Annotated in this window: 5 protein-coding genes; all 5 read right to left on the bottom strand. The window is 66.3% G+C overall.

The genetic code is table 11. The annotated features are described in order from the left end of the window. Positions 1 to 32: 32 nt before the first annotated feature. The gene (locus BW975_RS15575) at positions 33 to 776 is read right to left on the bottom strand and encodes a 4'-phosphopantetheinyl transferase family protein (RefSeq protein WP_083687144.1); all 744 of its coding nucleotides are present in this window, start codon (positions 774 to 776) and stop codon (positions 33 to 35) included. Then, positions 773 to 5,311, bottom strand: a complete 4,539-nt coding sequence (locus BW975_RS15570; protein ID WP_076535211.1) for a MupA/Atu3671 family FMN-dependent luciferase-like monooxygenase — start codon at positions 5,309 to 5,311, stop codon at positions 773 to 775. Before BW975_RS15570 ends, BW975_RS15575 begins: the two co-directional genes overlap by 4 nt. Further along, on the bottom strand, positions 5,308 to 6,342 hold the full coding sequence (locus BW975_RS15565) for a glycosyltransferase family 2 protein (RefSeq protein ID WP_083687154.1): 1,035 nt from the start codon (positions 6,340 to 6,342) through the stop codon (positions 5,308 to 5,310). The genes BW975_RS15570 and BW975_RS15565 overlap by 4 nt, the downstream gene beginning before the upstream one ends. An 8-nt stretch (positions 6,343 to 6,350) precedes the next feature. Then, positions 6,351 to 12,890, bottom strand: a complete 6,540-nt coding sequence (locus BW975_RS15560) for a type I polyketide synthase (protein ID WP_244512575.1) — start codon at positions 12,888 to 12,890, stop codon at positions 6,351 to 6,353. A gap of 284 nt (positions 12,891 to 13,174) precedes the next feature. After that, positions 13,175 to 14,659 carry a hypothetical protein gene (locus tag BW975_RS15555; protein ID WP_076535210.1) on the bottom strand — a complete coding sequence of 495 codons (1,485 nt, stop codon included), beginning with the start codon at positions 14,657 to 14,659 and terminating at the stop codon, positions 13,175 to 13,177. Positions 14,660 to 14,778 lie beyond the last annotated feature (119 nt).

Below are 14,778 nucleotides of genomic sequence, written 5' to 3'. Positions count from 1 at the left end.
GCCATCCTCAGCCAGACTTAGCGGAGCGCGCATCACAGGCCCAGCCCCCACCGGGGGCGCCGCGCCAGAACCATTCCACAGGCGATAAGATCATCGTGCATGACAAAACGGCCCGACAGGCAGGCACCCGCGTTGAAGTCGCCGATACCGCGCACGAAGGTTGCCTCGAACTGGCCAGTGTCCAGATCGGGCGTGACCTCCAGCGTGTTGAAATCAAAGAGCGTTCTGGTCAGTGGATACTGGCACTTGTAAGCGCATTCCTTGGCCGAGAAGATAAGCTTGGCCAGAAGACCCCGCTCGGCCTCGGGCTGACAGGCCAGCCAGGCGCGCTCGGCCAGCGTGCAGATGTCCGGGATCAGATCCGCTGGCACCGGCAGCGCGTCCTCCAGATCCACCCCGATGGCGCGCACCTGGTCCAGCGGCGCCAGCGCCGCAATGCACAGGCTGCTGGTATGCGAAAGGCTTCCGGTCAGACCATCAGGCCAGATTGGTGCGCGGTCGGGCCCGGCAGGCACGGGCCGAGACGCATGGCCCATAAGCGCCATGGCCACGCGCGAGGCTGCGCGGCCTGCCGCGAATTCGCGCGCGCGGGCAGGCACGGCCCACCGAATGGCCTCGGCCTCCTCGGGCCAGGGTGCAGGCTGCGGCGCTTGCGGATCGCTGAGCGCAATCGTCACGTTCTGAGGAAAGAGCGCGTGCAACGCCGCCTTTCGGCTGATTGCCCGCGCCGGTGCGGCGCGGCCCGCGCCGATCGGCTGCGCTCCGGGGCCGCTCACCTTGTGCCACTCGCGCGCGCAGCGCGCATGGCGCGCCGGCGCTCCATCAAGGCACTGCGGCCCTCAGCCACGGGCTTGCTCTGCGCCGTGTCCGCACTCTGCCCGCCGCCCAGATGCGCGGCCAGATCGGCCAGCACCGGAAAACGAAAGACATCGGTGATCGTCAGTTGGATGTCCGGCAGCGCCGCGCGAATATCGCGGTGCATCTGAACGGCCAAAAGAGAATGGCCTCCGAGTTGGAAAAAGTTATCAGAGGACGACACGCGCTCGACAACCAACACCTTGGCCCAAATCGCGGCAAGCTGCGCCGCAAGATCGCGGGGCACAGACGCAGCAGGCGCCTTTGTTTGTGGCCTTGCGGTCATTGCCTGCGGCTCGGGCGCGGGCGCCGCCTTGGGCGCCTCGGGCATCCGGCGCAGCGCGGCCCGGTCGATCTTCTTGTTGGGCGTGAGCGGGAAGGCCGCGACCCGCTCGATCTGCGCGGGACGCATCGCGGCCGGCAAATGACGCGCCAGATCGGCGTCGAGCGCCGCCACATTCACCGGGCCCGTCGCGGTCACATGCGCGACCAGGCGAATATCGGCGCCCTCGCCCACCGCGCTCACCACGGCGCCGGTGATGCCCGGATGGGCCGCGATGCGCGCCTCGATCTCGCCCAGTTCGATGCGGTGGCCACGGATTTTCACCTGACCATCCGCGCGGCCCAAATAGCTGAGCGTCCCATCCGCGCGCCAAGCCGCCAGATCGCCAGTGTCGTAGAGCGTACCCCCCTTCAGGCCGGGGCGCGCGCGGAACCGTTCGGCCGTCAGATCGGGGCGCTGCCAATAGCCCTTCGCGACCCCTTCGCCCCCGATCCAAAGATTGCCGGGCAGACCGATGGGCTGCACCTCGCCGGTTTCGGACAAAACATGGCAAAATGTATTGGCGATGGGCGCTCCAATGGGAGCCGTCCCGCTGACCTGCGCACCCAGCGGCTGCACGGTCGACCAGATCGTCGTCTCGGTCGGGCCGTACATGTTGACGATACGCGCCCGCGTGGCACGTCGCAGATCCGCCACCAGATCGGCGGGCAACGCTTCGCCCCCCAGGTAGAGGTGCTCGAGCCGTCCCAGCGCGCGGCGCGCCTCGGGGTTCATCGCCAAAAGTCGCGCCATGCTGGGCGTGCATTGCAGATGCGTGACGCCGTGGCGCAAAATCTGCGCGGCCAGAGAATAGTCATCCGAATCGAGCGTTGCGGGTGTCGTGGCGCGGCGCCGCGTTTCGGCAAGTGGGCGCAGTCCGGCCAGCACCGTCTCGGCCTCGATCCCATAATCGATGAGGCAGGCGATTTCGGTCACGCCGATCTCGGCCAGCTGTGCGCTGCGCGCCAGACCGTCCTCGACCGTGCCGAAAAGGCCGGCATCCTCGAAATACCGCTCGAACGCGAAATCGAGGATCGCCTCCATCTCGTCCGGCGCTAGCCCGGCAAGATCGATCTGCATCGGATTGTCCACGCCCTTCGGCTTCTTGAAGGCGGGGAAGGCCCAGGCATATTGCTTGATGAGGCCCGCGGCGCTGCGCAGGTAGTCCTTCATCGGCCCGCGTGCCACCTCACGGGCGGCGTCTCGCGTTTCGGCCAGATAGGTATGCAGAAGCATCGTCACCTGGAAATCCGCGGGATCATGGCCCGCGCCGCGCAGCGCGGCGTGGTAGATGGCGATCTTGCCCTCAACCTCCTCGATGGTCTGGCCCAGAAGATGCGTGAGCACATGCGCGCCCATCTCGCCCGCCTCGCGCCAAGTATCGGGGTTACCCGCCGTGGTGATCCAGACCGGAAGGTCGGACTGGACGGGGCGCGGATAGGTGGCCACGCGATGCGGCGCGCCGGAGGCCGTGGGAAAAGCCACCTCTTCGCCCCGCCAAAGCGCGCGCACCTGCTCTAGCGTCTGATAAAGCGCGGGTTTGTTTGCGGGTGGCGTGTTTTCGGGCCGCAGCACGAAATCATCTGGCTGCCAACCCGAGGCAAAGGCGATGCCCGCGCGCCCGCCAGTTATGTTGTCGATCACCGCCCATTCCTCGGCGATGCGCGCGGGATGGTGCAGCGGCGCCACGCAGCTGCCCGCGCGAATATCCAGATTGTGCGTCACCGCCGCCACCGCCGCGCCGGTGACGGACGGATTGGGATAGGCGCCTCCGAACGCGTGAAAATGCCGCTCGGGCGTCCAGAGCGAAGAAAATCCGTTGGCATCGGCGAATTTCGCGCCCTCCAGCAGGAGGTGATACTTGCCCGCATCGCTGCCGCCATCATTGCCCCAGTAATAGAGGCCGAACTGCATTCCGCCCGCGCCGTCGATGCGTGAGCTGCCCGACACGGCGGCGCGCGTTTCACCTCCACTGAGAACGACGGTGGCGCCCTGGCTGAGCGTGTGAAAGAGCTCGAGCACCGAGATATCGAAGGCGAGGCTGGTCACCGCGAGCCAGACATCGCCGGGCTCTGCCGTGACATGCGCCTTCATCCCGGCCCGGAAATTGGCAACGTTGCGATGACTGACGCTGACGCCCTTGGGGGTGCCGGTCGAACCGGAGGTGTAAATCAGATAGGCGGTATCATCGAGTGTCGCACTATCGGTAACGGGCGCATGATCCGTCGGCGCATCCTCGATCCTGAGGCGCGGGATGGACCCATCCGGCAGTGCGTCGATCAGCATCGGCTCCAACGCGACCTCGGTCAGGATCAACGTTGCCGCGCTGTCTGCCACGGCATGGGCAAGCCGCGCCGCGGGATACTCGGGATCAAGCGGGACATATGCCGCTCCCGCCTTGAGAATACCAAGGGCGCCAATCACCATGTCCGGCCCGCGCGCCGCGCAAAGAGCCACATGCGCGCCCTGCTCCGCACCATTGCCGCGCAGCATCGCCGCAACCGCATCCGCACGCGCCTCCAGCGCGGCGTAGCTCAGCGCCGCGTCCTCGAAGATGAGCGCCGTCGCATCCGGCGTCCGTGCCGCCTGGGCCGCGACCGCGCGATGGATGGTGAGAGCATCCGCGAGAGACACCTCCGGCCCTTGCCACGCGTCGAGCAGGTTCAGATCCACATCGAACGGGCCTGCCACGTACCCGGCCAGCGCCTCTTGCAGACGCGCGGCGAGAATATCGGCGGCCGGCTCAGAGATACGCGTCGTGTCAATCAACATCCGGCCGGTTTCGGTGTTCAGGGTGATCACCGTATCCGGAATCGGCGCCTCGCTTTCGCTCAGGCCGATGGCAGGCGTGACAAGACCGGGCGCCCCGGCAAGGCGCAGGCCCAGATCCGCCGCCATGGCGCCCTTGGTTGCAATCCCGAGGGTTCCAAGATCATCGCCGCGCAACGGCACCCATGGCGCGACCAGATGCGGCGCGCGGTCATAAAGATTGGCCTGCGAAGCACTTTGATAGGCAATGTAGCCAGCGCCGCCCGCGCCAAGTGCCGCCCAGCGGTAGATCCGGCGCAGGCGTTCTGACCCGTCCAGCGTTTCTGGCATGAGCATGTCGCGCGCCTGCCAGGCCGGCGCGGCGCCGGGCGACATGGCAAGCGGCACCTCGATTGGCTCCGAAGTCTCCATAATGGCGCGCCAATGCCGATCGAGACTCGGCAGGGTGTCCAACACTTCGGCAGGCGTCTCGGGGCGCTTCAGAACATCGCCCGGCGCAAGCGTCAGATCCGGCCTGCGCCCGTCCATCCGGCGCAAGCCCGTCAGGCGCAGCGCACCGTCCGCCGCCATGACACGCAGCCAATCGTCACCAACCTCCAGCACAGTGCCCGCGGCGCCCTGCCCATCGGCACGCTCAGCGCCGCGCACCTGCAAGGCGGTCCCGTGAATTGTCAGCTTGGCGGCAGCGAGCGGGTTGGCGTGCGCGCCGAAGTCGAGCGCGCGCACGACTGCGATTGCCGTGTTCGCCGACCCGCCCAGATCAATCTGGCCGGCATGGGGCGGCAGATCCGACCGCTTATAATGGCGGCACTCCGGTCCGGGCGCATCCTGGACGGTGCGGCGCGGAGATGGGCCGCTCAGCTCTTCGATCACCTCGCCGAAACTGTCCAGCGCCTCGGCGTAGCAGCGCGCGTTGAGGCCATGCGCAGTGGCCTCGGGCGGCATGTCGAAGCGGCGCGCGACCAGGATATCGCCCGCATCGACCGAGCCGGTCATGTGATGCCACGTCACGCCATGCTGCGGCCTTGCCTCAAGGATCGCCCAGACGGGCGCATTCACTCCAGCCAGATCCGGCAGCGGCCCATCGTGAAAGTTGATCGCACCGCGCGCTGGCCAGTCCAGAAGTGCCTTCGGAACGATGCGCAAGTTTGCGGCGCTCAGCAGCCAATCGACCCCGCCGGGTGCGAGATCCGGCAAATCGGCCAGATCGCCCGCCACGGGCAGGCCCGCACCAACCGCCCAATCGCGCACCGCGGCATCACGGGTCGCGACCGCACGGATCACAACTCCGCGCTCGATCAGGCGCTCGCCGCAGGCGATGGTGAGGCTTTCGTCGCCGACGAGGGCGCAGGTAAAAAGGCTCATGTCGGATCTCCTGCCGCCAAGCTGTCATTGCGCCCCGGCCCGCCGTCGGCAAGTCGGATCTTGCGGCGCGAGCGGCAGCGCAGCGCGCAGCGCGCGCCGTGCATCAGCAAGTCGCGCAGGAAGCCGGGCGGATCACGGCGCGATTTGTTTTCAAGACCGCAGCGCAGTCGCCAGATCGTCTCACCCACCGCGCGCGACAGGGTTGCCGCCACCGCATACATGCGGCCGTGGTTCTGAACGTAATAATGCAGGCGGGAATCGTACCAATACCCGGGCGTGCGCGCCCAGCTTTGCATCCCGGTCGAGACCGAACCCAAATGCTCGGCCTCGGATTGCGGCACATAGAGCGCATGCCAGCCCTCCCGCGCGGCGCGCAGACACAGATCCGTCTCTTCGAAATAGAGAAAGAACGTCTCGTCAAAAAGGCCGATCCGGTCGAGCATCCGCCCGCGCAGCATCAGGGACGCCCCGGCCACCCAGTCGACACGCGCGGTGTCCTCGGGCACCGGCAGCGGCACGACCCAATCGCGCAAGAGCCGCGTGAAAAGGCCGGTGCGCACCGAGCCCTCGAATTCGCCCAGAATGGACGGGAAACGGAACGCGGTACGGTGCAAAACGCCGTCCGCACCAACCGTGCGGCTGCCCGCGATCCCGGCCTCGGGCGCTGCCTCGAGCGCCTCCATCAAAAGGCGGATCGCATCGGCGCGCGGTTTGGCGTCCGAATTGAGAAGATAGATGTAATCGGGTGCGGAGCCGTCCGGCAAACCCATGCGCATCGCCAGATTGTTGCCTGCGCCAAAGCCGCCATTGCGCGGAGATTTTATGAGGCTCACCCGCTCCCAGCCAGCGCCGGCGATCCCTGCCTCGATGATTTCAGCCGAGCCATCACCGGACGCGTTGTCGACGATGCGCACGGCGCCGCGCAGCCCTTCCATCGCCGCGACGGCGTGCTGCGCCGCAACCAGCGACAGCGCGGCGGTGCGGTAATTCAACACGATTACCAGGATCGATGGCGGCGTCGTTTTTGTCACTGATACGGTCACTCTGCCGCGGTTCTGTTGGGCCAATCGGGCGCGGCGCTCCGATCAATATCCTTGTCGGCCTCGGCTGCCAAAGCCGTGACATGATTTGCCAGCACCGCGACATTGGGCACCAGCACCATGCTGTCATGGTCGCCCGGCACCTCGATCACGTCCAGCTGCGGGCAAAGGCGCGCCCAGCCGTTATCGGGCAGAACGTATTCGCGCGCGGCGCTGATCCACGCCCCGCCAAGCCCGCGCCAATACCGGTCAAGTGCAGGCCGGAAGAGTGTTACCGGACCATCCCATATCTTGGGCTGATAGGCGGCGGCGGCGGCGCGGAACGCTTCCTCGATTGCGCTGTTGTTAAAGCTTCCCAGCGCATCTTCGGGCGCTGCCACGCGGCGCTTGGACAGCTCCCAGCTGAGCCTGTCTTTCGCCCATTCCGCAAAATAGCGCGGCCCCTTGCGGCGCAGCTCCTGCGCCTTGATCAATGCGCGGTCGCCGCGGCCAAGCGCGGGGCGCTGCGGCAATGGTGTGTCGAGAAGGGCCAGCATGCCCACCGACGCGCCCGCGCGGCGCAGCTGTTGCGCGATCTCGAAGGCGATGATGCCCCCGCCCGAGAACCCGGCGAGGTAATAAGGCCCTTCGGGCTGTTCGCGGCGCATCTCGGCGATGTAATCGGCGGCGGCCTCCTCCATGGTGCGGTGCGGCGCGGCACCGCCAATCAGGCCGCGCGCCTGCAGGCCCCAGACAGGGCGCGCGCGCCCTGTCAGCAGCGCCAACTGACGCAGGTTCAGGACATTGCCGAACATGCCCGCCACGATGAAAATCGCCGGTTTTGCGCCGGGCGTGCCGGGATGCAGCGCCACCAGATGCTGGTAGGGCGCGGTCTCGGGTTTGGTATCGCTGTCCTGACTTTCGATGTCGGCGCCCGTGGCATGCCCGCCGCCTGCCGCGTCAATGCGCGCGGCCAGCGCGGAAATCGTCGGGGCCTCGAAAAGGCTGGCCAACGGGAAGTCCACGCCGTGCCGCTGCTTGATCTGTGCGAAAAGGCGCACCGCCAGCAGCGAATGGCCGCCGAGATCGAAAAAGCTGTCCTCGACGCCCACCGCTTCAATTCCCAGAAGACCAGACCAGATGGCGGCAAGGCTGGCCTCGGTCCCGTCCTTGGGCGCCACGTAATCGCCCTCCAGCGCGGGCCGCTGGAAGCTGGCGCTGCTGTCCGCCGCCTTGGCCGGAGGCGCGTCCGCCTCGGCGATGAGCGCATTCAGATCGAGCGGCGAAATGGCGATGCGGGCAAGGCCTTCCGCGCGGCTGAGCGAAATGGCCCGCGCCAACGCCTCGGGGCCCTCGCCACCGGTGATTCCCAGCGCGATCTGGCGCATCAGTCGTTGCTCGGCGGGGCTGAGCGGGGCCTTGTCGACGTTGGTATAGGAAATCTCACGCGGCGCGGGCGCCGCGCCAAGCCCGGCCAGCGCCGATTGGGGCAGACGCTGCATGCGCAATCCGCGCGCTTCCAGCAGAACATGTCCCTCGGGCGTGGCCAGCGTGATGTCAAAAACCGCGCTTTGCGCATCTGACGTATCGGCGCGGCCCGTTCGCATCCAGCTGACAATCCGCTGGGGCAAGGGGGCGTGGACCTGCAGGCTGTCATAACCCGCCGGCACCCAGAGATCTGCCGGATCGTATCCCTCGTGCAGATCGATGGCCCACCCCGTAGCGAGATCCAGCAGAGCGGGATGCGTCAGCCAGCCGGCGTCCAGATCCGCGGCGAACTCTGTCGGTAGCGACAACTCGGCCAGCCCCTCGCCCTGCCCTTTCATCGTCCGGGTCACGACGCGCCAGCGCGGGCCGAACTCCAGATGCGCCTCCTGCGGCGACACAAAGCCGTGGCCCGTCTCCACCGGAACGCAGCGGCCCCTGATCGCGGCAAGGTCTATTTTGGGCGCCTCAGCCGAGCCGAGTGGCGCAATGCGCGCCTCGGCAGTGATAACCTCTCCCTCGCGCCCCTCCTGCGCCACCAGCCGGCACAGCGAAAGGCTGCGCGCGCCCGAGCGGTCCGCAGATCCCAAGCGCAACGCGCCGGTCTGCCGCGCGCCGGGGGCCGCGCTGAACGGCCTGACAAAGCGCAGATCCTCTAGTGCGAAGGGGCGAAAGCCGCTCTCGGCCGCCATGGCCTGTGCCGCCGCCTCGATCACGGCAGTTCCGGGGAGCAAGATATGGCCTGCGCCGGTGCGATGCTCGGCCAGAACCCAATCATCGTTGGCTGAGAGGTCCAGCGCATAGGAAGCCGCGCCGCCTGTCTCATCGGTGACAGATCGCAGGAGTGGCAGGCCCAGATCACGGGAAGGGGCACCGCCCATCCTGCGCGCCATGGCGTCGGCGGCCATGCCCGTCTCGGCCCAGACACCCCAATTGACGCTGAGCACGCGGGTCTTGCCACCGCGCCGCGCGTCGGCCACCGCGTCGAGATATGCGTTGGCGGCGATGTAATCGACCTGGCCGGCAGGCCGCGTCAGCGTACTGGTTGACGAAAAGAGGACCATGAGGTCGGCGCTGCCATCAGGGAACACCTCGTCCAGCACCCGCAAACCCGCGATCTTGGGCGCAAGCACCGCGTGCATCGCGCCCATGTCCTTGGACAAAAGCGGCGCGTCATCGATCACACCCGCCGCATGGATGATCCCCGCCAGCGGGCCGATTTCGTCGATGCGGCGGCGGACCTCCTGCATCTGCGCGAGGTCGGTCACGTCGGCGGCAACACACGTGACACGACCGCCCAGGTTCTCGATCTCGCGGATCGCCTGGATGCGCAGGGCGGTGCGGCCGCTGTCGCGCCCTGCGCGCTCGAATCTGGGCCAATCGGCGCGATCCGGCAGACCGCCACGTGACAGCAGCACGATATGCCCACCCGCCCGCTGCGCGATGTCGCGCGCGATGGCGAGGCCAATGCCGCCGAAGCCACCGGTGACAAGATAGACCCCACCCTGTTGATAAATGGGTGCACCCTCGCCCGACACGCGCTCTTCCAACGGCAGTTTGCGCAGGACGCGGACAAGGCGCGTGCCACGGCGATGCGCCGCGATCTCGTTCGACGGCTCGGCCAGAAGGTCGCGCATCAAAAGGCGCTGGCCTGCGTCTGATTCCGCGCCGGATGTCAGCGCCGCCTTGCTCCGCTTGCGGCGCTGGGCGCGCTCCGGCGCCTCGATATCCGTCAACTGGACCGTCAGCCCCGCGAATTCGCGCGGAATCACACCCACGGGGCCCAGAATGGCCGCCTTTTCGGGATAGACCGGCGCCTCGTCCCGAACGCGCAGCGCCCCAGAGGTGACGGCGCATATATGACAGCCGGCCATGCCCGGCGCCGCGGCGAGAGCCTGCGCGAGATGGGTCAGACTGAAAAGGCCGTGTTCGAGGTTGCGGTCGAAAAAGCTGGAGCCGGGGCGGTACGTCTCGTCCGCCGTGACGCCCCAGAAATGCGCGATCCGGTCGGGCAGCCGGCCCTCGTTGGCCAGCGCGCTCAGCAGCGCCTCATAGCCTTCGCGGCCCTGCTCGGGCGAGAGGATATAGGCATCCTCACTGCGCCGCTGAAAGCTGTCGCCCGACCGCACGGTCGTCACCACATGCCCCGCCGCGCGCAGCGTCTCGGCGATGGGCAAGGCCACGCCCGCCTCATCGGCAAAGACAAGCCAAGCGCGCTTGGCCCCGAGACTTTCTTCGGTCTCGATATCGCAATCGGCAGTGGCGGGGCGCCAGCGCGGGACATATCCCCAATCGCGCAAATCCTCGGCACGCGCCAATGGCTCAGGGCCTGCCGCGCGCGCGGCTCCCGGCTCGATGAAATAGCGGCTGCGCTGAAATTGCATGCCGGGCAGGATCACGCGATTGCGCCGCGCGCGGCCCCAGATCTGATCCCAATCCGCCTCGATGCCACAGGCCCAAAGCCGTCCGATCACCCCCAGAAAATGCGCATCATCCGCAATGACCTGATCGGGGTGCCGCAAGGTGGCAAGGGCGGTTCCGGGCGCCACGCCCTGCCCCATCTGCGCCAGAGAGGCCAGCGTGCGGCCCGGCCCCACCTCAAGAAAGACCGAAGGCCCGGCGGCCAGCGCGGAAATGCAATCGGCAAAGCGCACGGTCTGGCGCAGTTGGCGCACCCAGTAATCAGGATCGCGGGCGTCAGCCTCGCTGAGTGGCGCACCTGTCAGGTTCGACATGATCGGGATCTGTGGCGCCGAAAGGGTCATTCCCTCAAGATGCGCGCGGAACCGGGGCAGGATGCCTTCCAGCATGCGCGAATGCGCGGCGATGTCGATGGCGATGCGCTGACACTCCACGCCCTCGCCAGCCAGCCGCACCGCAAGCGCATCAAGCTGCGCATTGGGGCCGGAAACGGCACACAGTCCCGGTGCATTGATACTGGCAATGTCGAGGTCGTCCCCGATATACGCCGCCAGCTCGCCCGCCTCCATCGGCACACTCAGCATGCCGCCAGGTGCGACGCTGTCAAAAAGCTGCCCGCGCAGAAGCACCAACTCTATGCAGTCCTCGAAAGACATGACGCCGGCCAGGGCGGCGGCGGTGTTTTCGCCCATCGAATGACCGACCAGCGCATCCGGGCGCACCCCCCAGCCCAGCCAAAGCTGCGCCAGCGCGTATTCGGTGATCATGATCAGCGGCAGTTGCAGTGAGGGGCGCTTCAGTGCCTCGGCGGCAGTGGCCGCGCCGCTCTCGTCCGGCAGCCAAAGGGCGCGCATATCCTCGCCCGTCTGCGCGCTCAGATGCTCGAGACCGCGGTCCATCCATTCTGCAAAGACCGGCTCGGTCTCGTAAAGATCGCGCGCCATTTTCGGATATTGCGCGCCGCCGCCGGGGAACATGAAGACCAACTGCGGCTGCACGGCGGGCGCCGCATGGTCATGCACGCGCTGCGGATCGCGCGCGGTCAAAAGATCGGCGGCCTCTTCGTGCGATGCCGCCACCAGCGTGCGGCGCCGCGCCATCGGCTGGCGCCCGGCCTTGAGTGTCCAGGCGACATCGGCCAGCGGCACTTCGGGATGGGCGCGCAGATGCGCGGCCAGCGCGTCCGACGCCGCATCGAGCGCTGGTTTGGAATGGGCCGAGAGGGTCAGCACCTGGAAGGGAAAATCGCTCTCTTCCGATGGGCCTCGGACCGGAGCTTCTTCCAGCACGACATGCGCATTTGTGCCGCCCACGCCCAGCGAATTGACCGCAGCGCGGCGCGGGCCGATTGTGCCCTGCCACTCTGCCAGTTTGTCCGCCACGGCAAAGCGGCCCGATGCGAAGTCAATGTCGGGGTTGGGCGCAGAATAGTTGAGGCTGGGCGGGATCTGGCGATAATGCAGCGCCAGCGCCGTCTTGATCAGCCCGGCGACGCCTGCCGCCGTATCAAGATGCCCGATGTTGGTCTTGACGGATCCGATGAGGCACGGGGGCGCCGCGCCCGCATGGGCCGCCGTGAGTGCCGCGACCTCGATGGGATCGCCCAGATAGGTGCCGGTGCCGTGACACTCGATGTATCCAATGCTTGCCGCGTCGACCGCCGCATCGCGCAGCGCGGCGCGAACCGCCTCGGCCTGCCCCTCGACCGAGGGTGCCAGATACCCGGCCTTGGCGGCACCGTCATTGTTGATGGCGCTGCCCCGGATCACGGCCCAGACATGATCACCATCGGCCACCGCGTCCTCCAGCCGCCTGAGGGCCACGGCCCCCGCGCCACTTCCGAAAACAGTGCCCTTGGCGTCCGCATCAAAAGCGCGGCAATGGCCATCCGGCGACAGGATCTCGTTCTCTTTGTAAAGATAGCCATGCCCGTGCGGCAGCTCGATCGTGACGCCCCCGGCAAGGGCCATGTCGCACTCGCCCCGCATCAGGGCCTGGCGCGCGTAGTGGACAGCGACAAGCGAGGTCGAACAGGCCGTCTGCAATGTGATACTTGGACCTTTGAGGTCAAAAACATGGCTGACGCGGGTCGACAGGAAGTCCTTGTCATTGCCAGTATGGCGCAAGAGGAAAAGGCCCACATCCTCGACCAGATCGGGATTGGTGCGGATATTGTCGCTGTAATAGCTGGCCTGCCCGCATCCAGCATAGACGCCCACGCGCCCCGCGAAGTCGCGCGGCGGATGGCCCGCCTGCTCCATCGCAGACCATGTCACCTCCAGGAATTTGCGGTGCTGAGGATCCAGTATGGCCGCCTCGCGCGGGCCGAAGCCGAAGAATTCGGGATCGAAATCGGCAAGCCCGTCCAGCCGCGCGGCGGCGGGAACGTAATTGTGCATGGCAATGCGCGCCGGATCCTCGCCTGCGGCCAGCAGATCTTCGCGGCTGAGGCGAGCGATACTTTCAACTCCGCCCGCAAGATTGGCCCAGAACGCGTCAATGTCGCCCGCGCCCGGCACTTCCACGGCCATGCCGACAATGGCGATGTCACCAGAATGCACGTCATCGCCGCGGCGGACCTTATCCTGTCCCGGCACCGCACCAGACGCGATGCCCCGCGATTTATCACCATACTCAATCATAAAATACGTCACGCTCCAGCGATCCAACCGGCACAGGCACGTGCGCGTATCGGGTCGGCGACAAGGTACAACAGATCTTAAAACCCATTAAGGAAAGTTTCACTCACACATCATCTTTTGCGGACAATAGACTGTTATCACTTACCTTATCCTAATTTCGGCAAACCTTCGCTTGATCCGGCCCACGCGACAAAGCGTTAGAAGGAAACAGATTGATCCATTGCGAAGAACAATCACACGAAATGGGTAATTTTCCAATTGGAATCAGTGCCGCAGACCTGCGCGCATGGGATCGCTCAAGGGCGCCGTGCGGCGCCAGTATCCCCGATCACCACCCGGCGCCGCGGCGCGGTTCGAGACTTCGCAGGCAGGGGCGCGCGTAGATGCGCCTCGCAGGCACCCAGGATGGCACCGGCCATGAGCCATGTGTAGGGGGTCAAAATCGCGTTCAGCAGCATGTCGATCATCGTGATCGACAAAAGGACGGCAATGGGAGCAACAAGCGCCGGTATCTCGCGCCCCCGCTTGCCCAGATTGCGCCCCGCGCCCGGCGCGCCCAGCTGCCCCATGCGCCACCAAAGCAAGATGAGCGGCCCACCGATCAGACCCATCTGCGCGATATATCCGACCCATCCAAACGTGCCGAAGACAATGATCCATTCACCGTCGGGAATGGTCAGGATCTCGCCAGATTGGGGATCGCGCACCAGATTGCGCCCCCATCCGCCCCAGCCGAAAAGCGGCTTGGCATCGGCCCGGTCCAGAAGCAGCTCTTCGTTGTCAAAGCGATAGCCCAGTGACTGCGCGCGCTCGGTGCTGTAAGTCTCGGCCTTGGCCAGGATCGCCTCGGTGGGAACGTAGCCGTTGTTGCGCAGCATAGGATAAATCATGGCAATCAGCGCAAAGACGAAGGCCAGCCGAACCTGAAGCCGCGCCGTCCCAAAGAGAAGCACCGGCGCCAGCATCAGCGCATAGAGGAGCGACGCAATACTCTTGCAGAGCACCAGGACCACCAGCAGATAGAGCGCAGCGCCCAGATAACGCAACATCATCCGGCGCGGCGCGCTACGCGATAGCGCGATGGCCGCCATGGCTGCAGTCATGATGAAGAACGCGAGCCACAGTGCGTGAGGCAAAAACACGATGGGACGAAAGCCGCCCTGACGCATCATCTGCTCGAAATCATGCTGGAAGAAGCCGTACACCCAGGTATTGATCTGCGGGCTGAGGCGGATCTCGACCAAGGCCGGGATGGAATAGGCTAGCGCGCCGATCACCAGCGCGATCAGAAGCTCGCGCAGCCCTGTCTCACTCGAAAGCAGGCTGCGGCCCAGGAAAAACGGCAAGAGCACGATCACCTGCCCCACAATGACCGACAGCAGATCGCGCAGGCCAAGCCCTGGCAGTGAGGCGGCCGAGAAGACGATGGGCGCCGTCTCGCCCAGCAGCGTAAAGAGGATCGCGTCGCCATTGGTCAGCACGGTCGGCACCACCCCCAGCACAAAAAGCAGGACGAGGACCCGCATCGCCCAATCCTCGGACCATATTGTGATCCGGTGGCGCAGGTAGAAAACTGCCAGGACGAAGGCGCAGATATTCGGGATCGAGACCTTGTTCATCTCGGGCACCAGCGGCAGATCGAATCCGGTCGCCGGCGGCAGCACCAGATAGCCCCCGAGGATGCACCAGATGATCGCCCGCTCCGCCGGCAGGCGGCGCACCAGCATCACGCAGACCAGCGGCCAGATCGCGAGCATTAGATAGGCAAGGGCGTTGGGCATGGATCGTCCGGTAGGGCATGGGCGCTGATCGCGTCTTAGCACGCCGCACACGCCTTGTCCCGCGCGGCGGCATTTGCATTGCAGCGCCGCGGCGGTATGAAGACCCGTCCCAGCAAGGC

This window comes from Roseovarius nanhaiticus (assembly GCF_900156535.1).
In the GTDB taxonomy this organism is placed as follows: Bacteria; Pseudomonadota; Alphaproteobacteria; order Rhodobacterales; family Rhodobacteraceae; genus Roseovarius; species Roseovarius nanhaiticus.
The sequence above is the reverse complement of the archived record's forward strand: the minus strand, read 5'-3'. Positions and strand labels throughout refer to the sequence as shown.